Here is an 18,234-nt window from a genome sequence, read left to right on the forward strand (position 1 = left end):
GATTCCATGTGGCCTTAAAAGTCAAATTATATACAAATGAAGGTAACTGAAAGTACTTCTCTATATGACAATCTTGAACAGATGGATGTCATTTCTATTCTTCAAAATATTAACCGAGAAGATAAAAAAGTAGCACTTGCGGTTGAGAAAGTTATTCCGAATATTAATGGATTGATTGAGCAGATTGTGCCTAGGATGGAGAAAGGCGGAAGATTGATTTACATAGGTGCTGGGACCAGTGGTAGGCTTGGTGTTTTGGATGCATCAGAGTGTCCGCCAACCTATGGTGTGCCATTCGATATGGTATTAGGACTTATTGCGGGAGGAGATAAAGCGATCAGGAAAGCTGTGGAAAATGCGGAAGATGATGCGGATCAGGCTTGGAATGATATTCTGGAATACGGCTTTAACGAAAATGATACGGTGATCGGAATAGCTGCGTCTGGTACAACTCCTTATGTAATTGGTGGGGTAAAAATAGCACGGGAGAAAGGTCTTTTGACAGGGAGTATTACTTGTAATCCGGATTCACCGCTTTCAAAAGAAGTAGAGCACCCCATAGAAGCAGTGGTCGGTCCAGAATTTATCACAGGGAGCACACGAATGAAATCAGGTACCGCACAGAAGTTGATTCTCAATATGATTTCCACTACTGTGATGATTAAGCTAGGGAAAGTGAAAGGAAATAAAATGGTGGATATGCAGCTTTCCAATGCTAAACTGGTACAGCGTGGAACCAAAATGATCATGGAAGCTACAGGATTAGAAGAGGAAACAGCTCATAAACTATTGCTTAGTGAAGGGTCAGTGAGAAAAGCGACTGAGTATTTTTATAAGCATCTGAACTAGATTTCAGAAAACCTTCCAGGTTTACATGATGGAGTAGTGATGAATTATGGATTCCTTAGTCTTTTATAGAAACCTGGAAGGTTTATGAATTAGGAATATTTTTGAATGCAATGATTAGATATCTCAAAAGAGGCTGTATCTTTGCAGCCCGATTAAGGGATTGAAAACCAATCGCTTAATCACACACAATCAATCCAGCAGTGATGCTGCAAATCTATGAGAGATAACAATTCGAAAAAGCCGTTTTTCGGCGAAGGAAAAAAAGATTCCAACTCTTCCAATTCTGGCCAAAGAGGTGGATACAAAGGGAAATCACAAGGATTCAATAAATCCAAAGATTCTGGATTTTCTAAGTCTGGCTCAGCAAAGAAGCCCTTCAGCAACAGTGAAGATGACTTTTCTGATTTCAATAAAAAGCCAAGAACAAATAAAAAATCGGGGTTTAAAACCTTAGGCGAGAAGAAATTTGGTTCTAAATCGAATTTTGGACCTAAGAAAGACCAAGGTGCTGACTTTACTGAAAAGAAAGATTTTGGTGCTGGCAAGAAGCAATTTTTCGCCAAAAAAGAAGAAGCCGATCGGCCAAAGCCATACAATAGGGATTCTAAAGGAGGTAAGACGCAATCTTCTGAAAAACCAGAAGGACTTATCTACAAAGGTCGTGGAAAGGACCAAAAGCCAGTTTTTGCAGCTGGAAGACCGACCTACAAGTCTGATAAGAAAGAGAACAAGGGTTTCGGTAAGAAGCGTTTTGTAGATCAGGATACCAACGTAGAGCGTCCGGATTACAACTTTGACTCTCTTCCTCAGAAAAAGAAGAAGTTGGAGAATGAGGACAACCTTATTCGCCTAAATAAATACATCGCTAATTCTGGTATTTGCAGTAGGAGAGAAGCAGATTCTTTGATTAGCCAAGGTCTTGTTTCACTGAACGGTGAGGTATGTACTGAGCTAGGTCGCAAAGTGAAGAAAACTGACCGTGTAGTTTATCAAGGAAGAAAGATCAATCCTGAGAAGCCTACTTATGTGTTGCTGAATAAGCCAAAGGATTTTATCACTACGACGGATGATCCTATGGATCGGAAGACAGTAATGAACCTAGTAGGAAATGCCTGTGAAGAGCGTATTTTTCCTGTTGGTAGATTGGATAGAAATACGACTGGGCTTTTGTTATTCACTAATGATGGCGAATTAGCGGCTAAGCTTTCACATCCTTCCAATGAGATCAAAAAGATTTATCAGGTGACTTTGGATAAGCCACTTACTAAGAAAGACGAAGAGGCAATTATCGAAGGTTTAACACTTGAAGATGGCAAAGTTGAAGTAGATGATATGCAAGTTTTATCCTTGGATCGTACGATTCTAGGTTTGGAGATTCACGTTGGTAGAAATAGAATAGTCCGTAGGATCTTTGCCCACTTGGGCTATGAAGTTACTGCGCTGGATCGAGTAGTCTATGCAGGCTTGGATAAAAAAGATTTGAAACGAGGCCATTATCGATTCCTTTCCGAGCAGGAAGTGATTCGATTAAAGTTCTTCATATAAGTAAAAAAAGCTCCCAAATCGGGAGCTTTTTTTATGTAAAACCTTTCAATGCTTGGTAAAAATCCCTTTTAGTAATCAGCCCTCCTTTTCTCCATAGGATTTTCCCTTTTTTGAAAAGTATGTAATTAGGGATGGAGCGCACTGCGAACTGTTGAGCCAATTGTGGGCTTTTATCAATATTGATTTTCAGCAATTTAATTTTTCCTCCCAATTCCGTTAATACTTCGTGAATGATAGGATCCATTGTCTGGCAGGGTCCGCACCAGTCTGCATAGAAATCTACGAGGACTGCATCCTGACTCTTGCTAATGATATCTTTGGGGTTCTTTTTTGGCATAGCTGGAAAACAAAGAAGCCGCTAATTCGAGATCGAGTTAGCGGCTTCTAGTTACTAGTGGTTAATTAATTGGCTGCTGGAGCAGCTGGCATTTCAAGACCTAATTTCGTCAAAACTAGCTCAGTGAATTTATCTTCTTCTTTAGTGTAGAGAAGGATAGGCGCTTGTCCAGCAGATTCAGCGAAAATATGTGTATAGTTATTTTCAGCTGCTACTGCGTTAATAGCATTTACGACTTTAGTTTGTACTGGACCTAGAAGTTCACCTAATTTTCTCTGGTAGCTGATCTGAGAGTCTGACTCCATTTTCTGCAAACTATTTTGAAGAGCAGTCAGCTCATTTACTTTAGCAGCTCTAGCTTCTTCAGTCATGGACTGTGATGCTTGCTCAAATGCCTGAACTTGGCGCTGGAAATCTTCACCTTTTAATTGCATTGTGGTTTGCAGCTGAGTTTCGTAGTCTTTGATATCAGCAGCAATTTGCTCCATCTCTGGCATTAAATCCATGATAAATTCTACGTTGGTATAACCAATCTTTACTTCTTGAGCCTGAGCTGCGAATCCTACGCAAAGCAATGCTACTGCGGAAAGGATAACTTTTACTTTCATATGAATTTGTTTTGTTTTTTAATGGTCACATGGAATCTCGCATCGTTTAGAATCAGTAAGTTATTGACTCTTAAGTTTGCTCGATTTCATCATTTCTGTGTTTCTTTTTATTTGTTATCTTCTATTCCCAATTCCTCCAATACGAATTCCGAATAATCATGTCTAGGATCTGTCCAGATAATAGCCGATGGTTCGGCCGCTTTATCAAATAACATTCCTAGGTTGTTTCTTCGCGTTACTCGCTCTATAGCATCATAAATTTTGGATTGAAGTGGTTGCATTAATTCCGCTTGTTTTTGGAAGTACTGACCATCAATTCCGAAAATTCTGCTATTGAATTCCTGGGATTCTTTTTGTTTCAACTTTATGTCTTCCAGCCGTTGCTGGTACATTTCTTCTGTGAGAAGAACCTCTTCTGCTTTAAGCTGCACAGAAAGTTCTTTGATCTCTTTATCCAAATTTTGTGCCTCTTTCTTCCATTCAGTGCTTATGTTTTCTAGCTCTTGCTGGATAACCTTGTAGTCCGGATGCTTATTTAGAATATATTCCGTATCAATGTATCCAAACTTTTGTGCTACCAAAGGGGCTGCTTGGAGCAGTAGAAGCAGCAAAAATACAATTTTCAGTGGTTTATTCATGAGGTTGGGGAATTTACAAGGAGGACCTATTTTATTAATTTCTTAGCACGTCAATTTTTGCATAAATTAACTATTCCCCTCCCTAAATCCATACTTATCTTATCTGCTGGCCAATTGTGAAGTGGAATTGTGAACCACTTCTCTGAGTAGTACCTGGAATCGCATCGAATCCGTATCCCCAGTCAATCCCCAAAAGTCCAAATGCCGGCATAAAGATCCTTGCTCCAGCTCCTGCGGATTTCTTAAGATCATATGGATTAAAGTCTTTGTATGAAGCCCAGTTGTTTCCTGCCTCAGCAAATCCAAGTACGAAAATGGTTGCTGATGGGTTAGGGGATATTAGGTATCTGACTTCCATCACATATTTATTATATACAATCCCTCCATAAGGCTCTGGATTAGCTGTACCTCTACTATCTCTACCAGGAGTAATCGATTGATCCTCGTAGCCACGTAGGCCGATGATTTCTTGTCCTAGCGCAAAGTTGTTCATAGACATACCATTTCCACCCATCACGAATCTTTCCAAAGGAATAACGCCTATCTTTTGGCTGTATGATCCAAGAAAGCCCATGTGAGCTCTTGCACTGGCTACTAACTTGTTTGAGCCAAAAAGAGGGGTGTATATAGATGCGTCAAACATCCATTTATGATATTCCAACCACTTATATTTTTCCTGGTCGGTGGATTCTTCATCAATATTTTTATTCAAAGAAGAATATGGAGGCGTGAAAGCTGTAGAGAGGATAATATTGGATCCAAATCTAGGGTATGTTGGATTGTCCAGGTTATACCTTGCAATAGTAGTATTCCAAGTAATACTGTTAGATGTACCAGTAGGGTAGCTCAAACCAAAGGAGGTACCGAATTGATCAAACTCATAAATTTGGAACTGTAAGGAATTACTTATGCTAAAGTTATCATCCGGCCAGGTAACTCGCTTGGCTAGACCTAGCGTTACTCCTGTAATTTTGAAGAAGCCTAATTCATCTCCGAAACTGGCCTGATTATAAAAATCTACTTGGCGCTGTACAGAATGGTTAAATGAGAAGCTTAATGCATTTGGCTTTTTGCCACCGAACCAAGGTTCTGTCAAGGATACTGAATAGTTCTGGAAGGAACGACCGTTGGCCTGCACTCTAAGTGATAGCTTTTGACCATCTCCTACGGGAAGTGGGTCCCACTTAGAGAAGTCTTTTATGTTTCTGATCGAGAAATTGTTAAATGAAAGTCCGACTGTTCCTACGAATCCGTAGAAACCGCCCCATCCGCCTGATAGCTCAATCTGGTCATTTGGTCTTTCCTCCAATTCGAATGTAATATCAACAGTCGCTGCTTCGAAGTTTGGTCTTAGATCAGGATTGATTTTCTCAGGGTCAAAATAACCTAAAGTAGAAAGTTCACGAATGGTACGAACCAGAAGTTCTCTGTTGAACTTTTGACCTGGAAGAATACGGATTTCACGCATGACGACATGATCAGACGTACGCTCATTTCCACTGATATTTACACTGTTTACAGTTACTTGAGGTCCTTCAAAAATCCTCATTTCCAAATCAATGGAGTCTGCAAATACATTTACCTCAACTGGGTCAATCTGAAAGAAAAGATATCCATCATTCTGGTAAAGGGAACTAACATCATCCCCCTTAGTTGGGTCGTAGTTTAGTCTTTTATCAAGCTTTTCCTTATCGTAAACATCACCTTTTTGGATACCTAGTTTGGCTAAAAGGACTTGGTCTGGATGAATGAAGTTGCCGTTGAAAGTAATATTTCTATAGTAGTACTTTTTGCCTTCTTCCAGCGCAATGTCAATGTTTATTTTATCTTCACCAAAGTTGTAGATAGAATCTGCGACAATTTTAGCATCTCGATAACCTCTACTTTGATAGAAATTAATGACATTATCTTTGTCGTTTCTGTATTCCTTAGGAATGTACTTTGAGCCGTTAAAGAAGTTAAGTTTGAAGTTTTTGTTGATGTATTCCTTTACATCGTCTTGAGATGCAGAATCTGTGTAAAGTATTGTGTTCTTAATATCTTCTGCTGAAGCATTTGTCAACCGGGAATATCCATCTTTAAAAACGCTTACTCGTGCGTGTTCTTTGGTTTTTTTAAGCTTCTTTTTGAGTTTAGTATCATTCAGTTCCTCATTGCCATAGAACTCAATCGCGTTGATTTTAACTTTAGAGTTTTGCTGAACGTCGAAAATTAATTTAACTGAATTAGGTAGAGTGGTGTCTCTTTCTTGTTTGATTTTAACATCCGCGTTCATGAAACCTTTGTCCAAATAATATTTTTCAATATTTCTTTTGGCATTATTCAGAACATCATCTCTAACGACACGTCCACGGATATTTACTTTGTCGCGAAGCTCACTTTCCTGAGTTTTATTCATTCCGGTAAATTCTACTCTTGAGAATCTAGGTCGCTCAGTCAAATCAAGAAGTAGCGAAATGTCATTTCCTTCTATTTTGGTCACTAAGATTTTTACATCCCCAATGATTCCTTGCCCCCAAAGCTTTTTCAACGCATTAGAGATAGCATCTCCCGGTACCTCGATTTCATCATCTACTTTCAATCCTGATAAGGAAAGAATGGCAATTTCATCCAAGGTGGTTAGACCTACAGCTTTTATTTCTGCGATTCTATAGGTTTGAGGCTTAGCGTAGTTCAGCTCCAAAATATCGATTGGCTTGCTTGTGGCATAGCGACTTTGGCCCAAACGTATTTGCGCCATTGCTGAACTTGCCCAAACCAGACAAAACAGAATCAGTAAACTTTTTTTCATTAATTACTTAAGATTTAACTTGCTCACCCGTTTTGCCAAATCTCCTCTCCCGTGATTGGAAGTCGGAGACCGCAGCAAAGAGATGCTCTCTTCTAAAATCCGGCCATAATACAGGTGTAAAATACAACTCTGTATAAGCCAATTGCCAAAGTAGAAAATTGCTTATTCGGTATTCCCCGCTAGTTCTGATCATTAATTCTGGATCAGGATAGGCAGTTGTTTCCAAATGCTCAGCCATTACTTTTTGTGTAATGTCCTCCACATTCAATTTTCCTTCTGAGACTTTTTGAGCAATGTGTTTAGCGGCATGAGTGAGCTCCCAGTGACCACTGTAGCTTAACGCCAAGATCACTTTGAGGCCTGTATTTTTAGAGGTGATTTCCTTTACTCTCATCAGCGTTTTGTATGCTGAGGGTGGTAAACTTTCTACATCTCCAATACTTTCTAATTTGAAGTTGCCATTCATCAGCATAGGGATCTCATCGGACATGGTCTTCACCAATAGCTCCATCAATCCATCGACTTCAGCTTTTGGTCTGGACCAGTTCTCAGTAGAAAAAGAGAATAAGGTCAGGTATTTGACTCCTAAACTATCTGCTCCTTCTATAGCTTCTCTTACTGCCTTAGTGGCGTTCTTATGCCCAAATACCCGCATAGCGCCTTTTTTAGTGGCCCAGCGTCCATTGCCGTCCATGATAATAGCAATATGCTTTGGGATGTTGTTATTTTCAGATACTTCCTTCATTCCAGCCGTCTCCGGTTCCTTACTTTTTTGGAGGTACAAAAATGCCATTTCTTTTCCAAATATTAGCCCTAGGGCTCGATTTATTAATATGCGTAGCATTTGGTAGTCGTGATAGTATAGCTGATCGTTACGCCTAAGAAGTAGTACCAATCCTTATCGTAAGCATTACCAAAGTTAATTCCATAGGGTTGATCTGGGTTATCAGGATCAGGAAACCTGGGAATTGTTGGTTCTGTACTATCTATTTTGTCTAAGTAATCTGTTAAGGTAGGTCGGAATCCTAATTCAGCTGCCAATGTCCATCTATCATTCAATTGGTATTTGATTCCCCCACCAAAAGGGATAACCACAGTTCCGACGTTATAATTGGATGAAACATTAAAGGCATAAGTATTACCTTTTGCAAAGGCGTAAGCAAACCCGATTCCAAAGAAAGCATAGGGTGAAAAGCGGAATTCTGAATTTGTTCTTAGGTAGTCAAGGAAATTAAATTCCATAACTGCAGAAGCCTCCAATACACCAGCTCTAAACCTTCCATCTCTGATCTCTGCCAGTCGATCAATAGGTTTGATACTATCTGCAGCATTTAGAAATGCTGCGCTCGCAGCAACTCTCAATGACCACACATTGTCAAAATTTCTCTTGCCAAACAACGTGCCTTGAAGTCCTATTTGACTTGGGTCAATTTTCCTGATGATGTCACCTGAATAAGCAGCGACTCCTACCCCTCCTCCTATATCGTATTTCTGTGCGCTGATTTCTCCGTTAAGCCCGAAGAAAAGTGACAAGAGTACAAGTAAGTAGTTGGAAATCTGAAAATTGACCTTTTTCAAGACGCTGCAAGATATGAAGTACCTAACGTTTAAAAAACGCATCTCAGTATTTAGCGGGTTAATAATTGTTAAGCTCAAATTGACTTGGTCTTAAAGACATTGATTCAATTTCTCATGTCAAAACCCCAATTCAGCTTTTGTCTTAATGTGTCAAAGAAATGATAATGAGGCAACTTTACCAATTTTGCTGAAAACTTTTCCTTCTTAACACTAAGCTTAACTTCCGAGGAAATTGACGTTGATCGTGAGTCCAAAGATATTAAGAATTTTTCGGCCCTTCCCTCTATTTCAAAACTGATCTCACTTTCATCAGAAACAATGATAGGGCGCACATTTAAATTATGTGGACTTACTGGAGTAATCACTAGGTTTTTTGCCTCAGGTGAGATTAATGGCCCTCCGCAACTTAAAGAATAGCCTGTAGATCCAGTTGGGGTAGAGACGATCAATCCATCCGCCCAATAACTATTCAAATACTTGCCATCAATGTACGTATGAACTGTGATCATGGATGAGGTGTCCCGCTTATGAATAGTAAATTCATTCAAGCCAAAATTTAACCCATTAAATAATTTTCGATGACTTTCCAGAGAGATTAAGGTCCGGGTTTCCAATTGGAAATTACCCGTAGCCAAATCAGCGATGGCATCTGAAATTTTTTCTGTCGCTACTGTAGCTAAAAATCCAAGTCTTCCTGTATTCAGGCCTAAAATGGGAACTTCAAGATCACCTACTTGGGTAACTGCGTCTAGCAACGTGCCGTCTCCACCTATGGAAATCATAAAATCCATAGCAGCCATGTCCTCTCTGCTTTCGAGTACCCAATAGTTTAAGACCTTGTTGCCATGCATACGAAGCTGCCGATCAAATTGCTCAGTGGCGAAAATCTCGAATTGATGCTTGGTGAGTTCGTTAAAAAGTGACTGAACGTCTGAAAATAATTCTGTTTTCAGAGCTAAGCCATGAAGGGCGACTTTCATGTCCTAAATATCTAAAAATCTTAACAAGTTTCCGATTCTGTCTTCTTCCCCGCTTACACCTGACTCTTCTTGATAATGATCGATGATTTTATAGCCAAATCGTTCAAGCGTTGCTTTTATATGTCTCAACTCTGTTTGATCAAGTTTCAAAGTGAGCTTGATCTTGCTGTCATCTAAAGGGTCTGTTGTGATAAAAGAACTTAGAATCTTAGTGTTCTCAGATTCGATAATTCGAGATATTTCTGCTAAACTATAATCAGTCATTGCAAGAGAGAGGATTACAACACTCCCTTGTGATTTGATGGAAAGACTATCTGCGAATGCAGAAATAGAATCTTCCATAGTTACAATGCCAAGGTAATTTGATTCTCTGTCTAAAACAGCTACAATATTTGAATTTTGCTCTGAGCTAACGCGCAAGACATCATAAATATGCTTGTCGGAATATACCCAGCAATTCGGATTGGAAGGTTGGATATCAGAGATTAAAGTTTCTGGATTGTTAACCTCAAAAATTGTTTCTTCTTTAATGAGGCCTAAAAAAACTCCTTTATCAATAATTGGAAGTACGTCAGTTCTGATTTCTTCCATCCATGCTAATGCCATTCCTGTTTTATCAGAAAGCTTCAGGGGTGGGATCAGATTGTTGATGTATTCGTAGGCGTGCATAAAAGAAAGATAGGGAATGAATTTAGATTATGAAACGCCTGAACCCCTATTCTTGTTCCTTTTTAGCGAAATTAGCGATGGTTTCTTTAGTATTACAAAAGGAAATAATTATAAATTATCCCTAAAACCACACCACCTGCGATGATTATGGGCGATGAGATTTTGGTAAACTGTAGCAATACATAGGTGGCCAGGATAAAAAGAATATTTAGGCCATTTGCCTCCATAGGCTCAAAAAGTAAGTAGGCTGCTGCTATTAACATCCCACACGAAACAGCATTGATTCCTTCCAATGCCGCTCTTACTGGACGGTATTTTTTTAATTGATCCCAAAATCTGATGACAAAGAATATTAGGAAAATCCCAGTGAAGAAAAATTCCTGCCGCTGCGATAAATCCTCCCATAAAAAAACCAGCAGTTCCAAATTCTTTCATCGATAATGCACCTACGTAGGAAGAAATGCTGAAAGTTGGTCCTGAAAGTACCTTGGGAAATTGCATACCCGGTAAGGAATTCCTCCGAGCTGAGAAAATGCTTAAAGTCAACAAATTCTGTGTATAAATAGGGGACAAGGACTTGGCCTCCGCCGAAGATCAAACTTCCGTTACGATAGAAATTCTCGAAAAGTATCAGAGGTTGATATTTAGTAACAGCACCCAGTCCAGCTGCCGCTATCAAAACTCCCGCCCATAGGTAGAAGTTAGCCCATTCAATTTTCAGAGGAGCATCTTTCTCAAGCTTGGGTTGCTGTTTGTATTTGATGGAAGTGCTCAGACCACCAATAATTAATAGAACTGGGAAAATATAAGGTGAACTATAGAAAAATGAAACGAAAGCTGAAATCAAAACCAGTACCATTGCCTCGGTAGTGTTGATTGTTTTACCAATTATTTTTTGCGCAGCAAAAATGATAAAACCAATTGCCATAGGCTGAATAAACCGTGCAAAATCCAATGCTCCTGGTGTATTTTCCTGAAGAAAATAGATGAGCATTGCAGCAAAAATCATGAGAAGTGTTGCTGGTAAAATCCAAACTAGCAATGCGAGGTAGGCTAAATTCGGTCCTCCCACACGATAGGCAATCGCACAAACCAATTGTGTGGAAGATGGACCTGGGAGCATATTGCACAGTGCATTAAGCTCCCAAAGTTCATCTTCCAGAATGTAGGCTCTACGTTTTACCATACGCTCCAGCAGCATCGCAAGAAAGGCCTGAGGGCCTCCAAAGGCTGTAAGAGAAAGCGTGATAGTGTCTTTCAAAAATACATAGTATCGGACTTTCTTTACCGACATCCCTTATTTTCTCAGTCCCAGTTCGCGAAGTCTTTCTTCTAGGAATTCTCCTGCGGTAGCATCTTCAAACTGTTTTGGGTGGTCTGAATCGACACAGCTTTCCAGACAAGTAAGATCCATTTCAGATCTTGGGTGCATAAAGAAAGGAATGGAATACCTACTTGTGTTCATTTTTTCCCGAGGTGGGTTGACCACGCGGTGGATGGTAGATTTCAATTTTTTATTGGTGAGTCTTTCCAGCATATCACCTACATTCACTACGAGTTGGTCAGGCAGTGCAGTAATTGGTATCCATTTTCCATCCATACGCTTCACTTGAAGTCCATCAGCACTTGCTCCCATTAGCAAAGTAATCAAGTTAATATCGCCATGTTCGGCAGCTCTTACGGCATCGGCAGGTACCTCATCGGGGTTTTCAATCGGGAAATAATGGATTTGCCTCAAAATTGAATTTCCATAAGCAACCTTGTCTTCAAAATAATTTTCATCCAACTCCAAAGAAAGCGCAATTGCCTGAAGCATGGATTTTCCAGCGTTTTCAAGCGTACGGTATGCTTCATTTGCATCATTTTGAAATTCTGGAAGCTCAGTAGGCCAGATGTTTGGAGGATATTCAGATTTGATAGGGTCAGTGTCGGGAATTCGGCTGAGTTCTTGCCCTACATGATAAAATTCCTTTAAATCTCCAGTATTTCTGCCTTTGGCATGCTCTTTTCCCTTCCCAGTATAGCCTCGTTGAAAGCCGATTTCCGGTTTCTCATATTTGGCTTTAACATCGTCTGGAAGTTTGAAGAAATTTTTGATCGATCCGTAAAGTCTGTCTTGAAGATCCTGGGATAAGCCATGGTTCTTAATAGCTACAAAACCAATGTTTTGGTATGCTTCCCCAAGCTTTTGTACAAATGCAGCTTTTTGTGCAGGCGTACCCGCCGTAAAATCAGCTAAATCCAAACTTGGGATCTCATCAAATAGGATGTCCATATGCTTAATGTATTATAGTTCTATTTCTAATTTATCTTTAAAATTAAATATCTTTAATCTCAATTTACACGCTGTATGAATAAAATCCTGACTTTACTCTCATTCATTTGTCTTTTTTCAGCTTGTAGTTCCGAGAAAGAGAGGGTTAATGAGGAAGTAGTTGAATTACCGAATAGTCAAGGCACAGAAGATGTAGCTACTCCTCAGGTAAAATTCTTTCAATATGAGGGGCAAGCTGCCTACCCTGATGCAATTCTTGAATTATATACACCTTTAGGAAATCAAATTTTTAAGCCAGGAAAAGTTCCGTTCGAGTTTAATGTCAAAAACTTTCCTTTCGATCTAAACGAAACTAAGGAATTTAAGCTTTTCAATATTTTAAATGGAGGCGATCCTGCTGGGTTTTATTCTCCGATTTTTCAAAGAGATCTTACAGAAGGAAGTTACCGGGTCGTTGCTTATTTGGTAGATGAGGAAGGACTTGCTCTGAAAAATTTCGGAAATTATGTTGATAGAGATTTTCAAGTTGGAGACTCTAGACCTTTTCCATATTCAGCGGAGCCTTATTTGGCTTTGAATTATCCAAGGTCAGATCAGGTTTATGAATCTGGTAGCGAAGTAGTTATTGATTTTTTGGTGATCGGTGGAGATATGAAACTTGATGGACTTAAAGTCGCTATTCAGCTAAATGATCTAAGCTATGAAATTGATCACATGGCTCCTGTCCGAGTAGAAAATCTTCCTGTTGGAAATTACCAGGTGAAAGTGAGATTGCTACGATCCGATGGAAAAGAGCTTGACGGACCATTTTCAAGTGTGAGTAAAGACATCATTGTTCGCTAACATGGTTATCTTTGAGACTTCAATTTCAACTATGTTAAAATGCTTTTAGTTAATCAGATTCGTGAAAACTTCGCCGGCGTACTTGCCGGTCTACAAAAGAGAAATTTCCCAAATGCAGAGGCTGTCTTAAATCAGGCAGTGGCTCTTGATGAATTGAGAAAATCCACTCAGTCGGAGCGTGATCAGATTCAAAGTGAATCAAATGCTATTTCAAAAGAAATCGGAACGCTTATGCGTGAGGGAAGAGCCGAAGAAGCAGTCAAGATTAAAGAGAAAACGGCTGAGCTGAAAATTCAAGTGAAGGATCTTGAAGAGCAAAATTCGAAAGCAGAAGCAGATTTAATAGCCTTACTTTATACTATCCCTAATGTGCCACATATTTCTGTTCCTGCAGGGAAATCTGCTGATGACAATGAAGTAGTCTTGGAGAATGGCGCTATTCCTACGCTGTATGAAGGCAAGCTTCCTCACTGGGACTTGATCAAAAAATACGATATCATCGATTTTGATCTGGGCAATAAAATTTCTGGTGCTGGATTTCCAGTATATAAAGGAAAAGGGGCTAGGCTGCAGCGAGCTTTGATTAATTTCTTCTTGGATGAAGCACTCGAGCAAGGTTATTACGAAATCCAACCGCCAATTTTGGTAAATGAAGACTCAGGCTATGGAACTGGTCAACTTCCAGATAAGGAGGGGCAAATGTATTATGCAGGTGCTGATAACTTGTATTTGATTCCAACTGGTGAGGTTCCAATCACCAATATTTACCGTGATGTGATTCTTTCTGAAAGTGATCTGCCTATCAAAAACGTGGGACATTCTCCATGTTTCCGTAGAGAAGCAGGAAGCTGGGGCGCTCATGTGAGAGGATTGAATAGACTTCACCAATTTGACAAAGTGGAGATCGTGCAGATAACCCATCCTGATAAATCCTATGAGACATTAGAAAGCATGAGCACTTATGTGCAAGGACTATTGCAAAAGCTGGAATTACCTTACCGTGTTTTGAGACTTTGTGGAGGTGATATGGGCTTTACGTCTGCGCTGACTTATGATATGGAGGTATTCTCTGCGGCACAGGAAAGATGGTTGGAAGTTAGTTCTGTTTCTAACTTCGAAACCTATCAGTCGAATCGCCTGAAATTGCGATTCCGTGGGGATGATAAAAAAACTCAATTAGCTCATTCACTGAATGGGAGTGCATTGGCATTGCCTAGAATAGTAGCTTCCATCTTGGAAAATAATCAAACTCCAGAAGGTATCATGATGCCAAAGGTTCTTCAGCCTTATTTAGGATTTGATAGGATCTCCTAATGGATAGACCCTACTTATAGCGTGAAGATTACTTCTTCACGCTTTTTTTGTCTACTCTCTTAAGCCTTGATTCTTTCCTTACCCTACATTTTCCTCAAAAAGGCATTCCAAAGTTTTCTCCAAGTCCTCGGCAGTTCCAGAATGGGGCCGTGAAGTTTGGATAATGGAGCTTCTTACAGCAGTTAGCCATCTAAACCTAGAGGCTAAATCCATGGATGCAATATTACCCCCTGCTTCTGAACCAGTGCATATTTTTTCAAATGAGGCCAAATTAAGTGCAATCATTTCAACATCAGCATGAGGATCCAGCATCAATAATTTTTGAGTGTTCAAATGTATCTTACAGGCAAGGAAATTTCTTTTCCAATGGCAGATCACTACACCAACATTGATGAATTCCTCCCTTTCCACCCGTGGCACTACACGGATGATCGCGTATTCATATAAGTGCTGTTCTTGCATCTTGAGCTTCTTTTATGAATTGATCAGAATAGGAAAGGCGAAGATTCATAAAGTCTTGGTAAACCTTTCTCACTTCATCTGCATGCTCAGAATCGCCACCCGCTAGTAGCCATTCTTCTGGAATAGTATTTACAATTGCGCTGATTTTCTCTGGGGTCAAAACCTTTTTAAAAGTTGCATTTACAGTTTCTAGCTCTGAAGCCACTGGAAGCAACACATGATTTTTAATTATAGGAAAAGGGCTTTCCGCATTTTTCTTCCAATTCACCCATGCATGCTGAAATAAGAAAGAAGCCCCATGATCGATTAACCAAAGCTCTCGATTCCAGATTAGCATGTTTGTGTTTCTAAAAGTTCGATCCACATTCGTGATGAACATGTCCAGCCAGACTATTTGCGAAGCTAGCAGAGGATCTGTATTCATGGCCACGGGATCGTAGTTGATCGCTCCAGATAAGAAATGCAAGGCTAGATTAAGACCTTGGCTACCTTTGAGCAGGTCTTGTATTTCTTCGTCTCCCTCAGATCTACCAAATGCAGGATCAAGGTTGGCGAGAGACTAATTCCGGGATTTTTAAACCTAAAGCTCTGGCAATTTCTCCACCCAAGAGTTCGGCGATAAGTGCTTTTTCCCGCTGACCAGCTCCTCGGAATTTCAAAACATACTTGAATCCGTCATCTGCATCAGCAAGAGCAGGCAGTGATCCTCCTTCTCGTAGTGGGAGAATATACCGGGTTACATTTACGTTGCGTAAACTTAATTTTTGATCCATTTGATACTTATAATGCAAGCCTTGATTGTCCAAAGTTAAAGAATCTGATTTAGATCAGTTCTTCTACATGCTTTTGGATGTTTGAAGATAATTTCCCCATAGGTAGGTCATTGGCATCGGTGCCAAAAGGCTCTTCGATTTCTTCGGCTATCAATTCTAAACTGGCTAATACGTAAAATATAAAAGTCACGATCGGAGCAGCATAATATCCTAGTGAAAACACATAGCCAAGAGGCAAAGTGACTACATAAGCCAAAATGAATTTCTTAATAAAAGAGCTGTAAGAGTAGGGAATTGGTGTGTTTTTGATTCGTTCACATGCACCGCATATATCTGTGAATGACATTAACTCCTGGTTCAAAACGATCAATTGATCGCCTGTAATTATTTTGGCTTTATACAGATCATTCACCTTAGCAAACATCAATTTAGCGACTTGGTTGGGAACATGTTTTTCTGGATCGATCTCGGGTTTTATATCCTCATCTTCCTTTTCATCCAGCATATAAAGTGTCACTTTGGATTGCAAATGTTCCTTTAGGGCGAAAGCATAAATGGGGATTGTTCTTCTGAAAAATTTTCTGGATTCTTCATCAGAATTATCAAGCATTCCGGCCAGCTTTAGGGCTAGATTTCGGCTATTGTTTACCAATTGCCCCCATAGTTTCCTGCCTTCCCACCATCTGTCATATGCAGTATTCGTTCGGAAGACCAATAACATGGAAATCACAAAGCTCAGTAAACTGTGCATGATTGGGATATTTTTCACCCAACTGTTTTCGCTAATCTTTAAATAGTCAATTTCCAGCCAAGCCATTCCTATGGAATAAGCAAAAATCAGGAGCATAAAAGGGCCTAACTTGACTAAGGTGTCAGACTTTTGAATAAAAAATAAAACTTTAAACCATTCCTTTGGATTATATCCTTTCATGTTGTTAGCAAAAGTGTTTTGAATGAGTCAGAAGAAAAGTGACAATTTACTGAGGCCTATTACAGCACGTGATAGTCTATTTGTTGGTAAGGAGATGCTGATGTATTTTTAAAACCTGTGGGATGAGCAACTTATTGTCTGTGTTCTTGATCACAAAATCAGCTAGTTCATTTTTCTGCTCATCTGGAAGTTGCTGGTTGATTATCTGGTTTACCTGCTCTTCCTTACGAAATGGATCACGCATCAATATTCTGGCAATACGGACTTTCAAGGGAGAACTAACATTGATGACTTTATCTAGCGTTTTTTCACCTCCAGTTTCAAAGATTAAAGCAGCTTCTTTTAAGACATAAGGGGCATGTTGCTGCTCTGTCCAAGCAAAAAAATCTTTTCCAACGACCGGATGTACCAGCGCATTAATCATTTTAACCTTCTCCGGGTCTGAAAAGACTTCATTAGCTAAGAAAGTTCTATTTAAGCTACCGTCAGCAGAGAAGGATTCTGACCCAAAGGCATTGGTAAGCTGCCTCTTCAATTCCTCATCATTTCCCATAAGCCACTTTGCTCGATCATCAGCTGAATAAATGGGAATTCCTAGTATAGAAAAAATCTTTGCAACAGTAGATTTTCCTGAGCCAATTCCACCAGTTATACCGACTAAGATGGGAGAGGTGTTACTCATACTTTAATTTTAAGATTTCTGGTTGAGCTACAACTTGTTCGAGGTAGTCAGGGATTGGTTTTACCTGTACGGTGATAGTACTGTCCTCTTTATTCCTTTTGTAATAATCTAAAATTGCTTCGAATTCTAAGTCTTTTAATTCGGATGATTTACGTTCATCCACCAAATATGAAATCATGATTACGACTTCTTCATTTTGTAAAGAAACCGACTTTGGGAAGTTTAATTTTTTAATTTTTAGCCGCTTATTTCCTTCAAGGAATTCAACAACGTCAAATTTAACCTGAATATTTTCGACTTCAAGCGTCACATGATTTCCAAGATTTTCAGGGATAGTAAGCGCTATTTCTTTATCAATTGACTTGTTAATACGGTTTTCCTCCAGATTAACTGGAAAACTTTTTAAACTGTCTAAAAGTGAGCTAGGCCCTTTGAGTGTAATGGTGCTTGGATTAAAAGTAACTGGTCCGATTGCTCTATAGTTTTTACTCATCGAAAAACCTGCCGAATCCAAGACCGGATTGAGTTTGACTGTTTTGATTTTATCAATTTTAAATGTCAATGAATCCTGAAGGACAGAATTAAGCTGAGTTGGAGAAAGGAACTCCCCTAGAGACCTTTTAAGGTCGGCGGTAAGAATGTAATTCTTTGAGGCTGGATTTGATAGCTCTACAGGATAAGAGTCGCTGTTAAAGTTGAAATATTTCCTTAGTAGGTCCCAGCCGTTTCCGGATATTTCTATTTCCAAAGTTTTAGGGAGACTGGCGACAGCTACATACTGATCTTTGTCGTAAACTAATTCAATTGGAAAATCGACAATAGTATTATAATCGTCCTTATTGAGGGCGTTTAAAATCCAAAAAGTGGTAGCTGCTGCGATGCAGAGGACTACCACTTTCAGATTAGAGAGTTTTTTTGGAGAAATCCTTTTTGAGGATTTTTTAGTTTCCGGCAAAATT

At 39.5% G+C, this 18,234-nt stretch carries 17 protein-coding genes and 2 pseudogenes; 4 read left to right on the top strand and 15 right to left on the bottom strand.

The window, feature by feature from the left end; translation table 11 throughout:
- Nucleotides 1–36 precede the first annotated feature (36 nt).
- On the top strand, nt 37–849 hold the full coding sequence (murQ, locus tag AC0L6R_RS12235; protein WP_339868084.1) for an N-acetylmuramic acid 6-phosphate etherase: 813 nt from the start codon (nt 37–39) through the stop codon (nt 847–849).
- A gap of 216 nt (nt 850–1,065) precedes the next feature.
- On the top strand, nt 1,066–2,394 hold the full coding sequence (locus AC0L6R_RS12240) for a pseudouridine synthase (RefSeq protein WP_473271483.1): 1,329 nt from the start codon (nt 1,066–1,068) through the stop codon (nt 2,392–2,394).
- A gap of 31 nt (nt 2,395–2,425) precedes the next feature.
- On the opposite strand, the gene trxA is transcribed toward AC0L6R_RS12240, so the two are convergent.
- The 10 genes and pseudogenes from trxA to AC0L6R_RS12290 form a co-directional block, all read right to left on the bottom strand.
- Nucleotides 2,426–2,731: a thioredoxin gene (gene trxA / locus AC0L6R_RS12245; protein WP_473271484.1), complete on the bottom strand. Its 306-nt coding sequence runs from the start codon at nt 2,729–2,731 to the stop codon at nt 2,426–2,428.
- Nucleotides 2,732–2,796: 65 nt separating this feature from the next.
- Nucleotides 2,797–3,339, bottom strand: a complete 543-nt coding sequence (locus tag AC0L6R_RS12250) for an OmpH/Skp family outer membrane protein (RefSeq protein WP_283413676.1) — start codon at nt 3,337–3,339, stop codon at nt 2,797–2,799.
- A 107-nt stretch (nt 3,340–3,446) separates the two neighbouring features.
- Entirely contained in the window at nt 3,447–3,977 is a 531-nt protein-coding gene (locus AC0L6R_RS12255) for an OmpH/Skp family outer membrane protein (protein WP_473271485.1), read from the bottom strand.
- A 94-nt stretch (nt 3,978–4,071) separates the two neighbouring features.
- Nucleotides 4,072–6,768, bottom strand: coding sequence for a BamA/OMP85 family outer membrane protein (locus tag AC0L6R_RS12260; protein WP_473271486.1), 2,697 nt, complete (start codon nt 6,766–6,768; stop codon nt 4,072–4,074).
- A gap of 7 nt (nt 6,769–6,775) precedes the next feature.
- Nucleotides 6,776–7,561, bottom strand: a complete 786-nt coding sequence (locus AC0L6R_RS12265) for an isoprenyl transferase (RefSeq protein WP_473271487.1) — start codon at nt 7,559–7,561, stop codon at nt 6,776–6,778.
- Between the two features lie 35 nt (nt 7,562–7,596).
- A complete protein-coding gene (gene porG, locus AC0L6R_RS12270; RefSeq protein ID WP_473271488.1) occupies nt 7,597–8,346 on the bottom strand; it encodes a type IX secretion system protein PorG in 750 nt (249 codons plus the stop codon).
- A gap of 104 nt (nt 8,347–8,450) precedes the next feature.
- Nucleotides 8,451–9,326, bottom strand: coding sequence for an NAD kinase (locus tag AC0L6R_RS12275; protein ID WP_283413680.1), 876 nt, complete (start codon nt 9,324–9,326; stop codon nt 8,451–8,453).
- A gap of 3 nt (nt 9,327–9,329) precedes the next feature.
- Nucleotides 9,330–9,995, bottom strand: coding sequence for a CBS domain-containing protein (locus tag AC0L6R_RS12280; protein WP_283413681.1), 666 nt, complete (start codon nt 9,993–9,995; stop codon nt 9,330–9,332).
- A gap of 92 nt (nt 9,996–10,087) precedes the next feature.
- Nucleotides 10,088–11,289: pseudogene (gene chrA / locus AC0L6R_RS12285) on the bottom strand (chromate efflux transporter).
- A 3-nt stretch (nt 11,290–11,292) separates the two neighbouring features.
- Nucleotides 11,293–12,270, bottom strand: coding sequence for an isopenicillin N synthase family dioxygenase (locus AC0L6R_RS12290; protein WP_283413683.1), 978 nt, complete (start codon nt 12,268–12,270; stop codon nt 11,293–11,295).
- A 75-nt stretch (nt 12,271–12,345) separates the two neighbouring features.
- Between AC0L6R_RS12290 and AC0L6R_RS12295 the strand changes: the two genes are divergently transcribed.
- Together AC0L6R_RS12295 and serS are read left to right on the top strand one after the other, a co-directional pair.
- Nucleotides 12,346–13,113, top strand: coding sequence for a hypothetical protein (locus AC0L6R_RS12295; protein WP_473271489.1), 768 nt, complete (start codon nt 12,346–12,348; stop codon nt 13,111–13,113).
- A gap of 39 nt (nt 13,114–13,152) precedes the next feature.
- Nucleotides 13,153–14,427: a serine--tRNA ligase gene (serS, locus tag AC0L6R_RS12300; protein ID WP_283413685.1), complete on the top strand. Its 1,275-nt coding sequence runs from the start codon at nt 13,153–13,155 to the stop codon at nt 14,425–14,427.
- 78 nt (nt 14,428–14,505) lie between these two features.
- On the opposite strand, the gene AC0L6R_RS12305 is transcribed toward serS, so the two are convergent.
- The 5 genes and pseudogenes from AC0L6R_RS12305 to AC0L6R_RS12325 all read right to left on the bottom strand — a co-directional run bounded on the left by AC0L6R_RS12305 (nt 14,506) and on the right by AC0L6R_RS12325 (nt 18,230).
- On the bottom strand, nt 14,506–14,889 hold the full coding sequence (locus tag AC0L6R_RS12305; RefSeq protein ID WP_283413686.1) for a DUF3037 domain-containing protein: 384 nt from the start codon (nt 14,887–14,889) through the stop codon (nt 14,506–14,508).
- Nucleotides 14,867–15,662: pseudogene (locus AC0L6R_RS12310) on the bottom strand (HipA family kinase). The gene AC0L6R_RS12305 and the pseudogene AC0L6R_RS12310 overlap by 23 nt, the downstream one beginning before the upstream one ends.
- A gap of 49 nt (nt 15,663–15,711) precedes the next feature.
- Nucleotides 15,712–16,593: a bestrophin family protein gene (locus AC0L6R_RS12315; protein WP_473271491.1), complete on the bottom strand. Its 882-nt coding sequence runs from the start codon at nt 16,591–16,593 to the stop codon at nt 15,712–15,714.
- A 76-nt stretch (nt 16,594–16,669) separates the two neighbouring features.
- Nucleotides 16,670–17,275 (bottom strand): dephospho-CoA kinase, encoded by a 606-nt coding sequence (gene coaE, locus AC0L6R_RS12320; RefSeq protein ID WP_473271492.1) that lies wholly within the window; start codon nt 17,273–17,275, stop codon nt 16,670–16,672.
- Nucleotides 17,268–18,230, bottom strand: a complete 963-nt coding sequence (locus tag AC0L6R_RS12325; RefSeq protein ID WP_473271493.1) for a CdaR family protein — start codon at nt 18,228–18,230, stop codon at nt 17,268–17,270. Before AC0L6R_RS12325 ends, coaE begins: the two co-directional genes overlap by 8 nt.
- Nucleotides 18,231–18,234: the final 4 nt, after the last annotated feature.

It is taken from the genome of Algoriphagus sp. 10J20-15 (genome assembly GCF_055809615.1).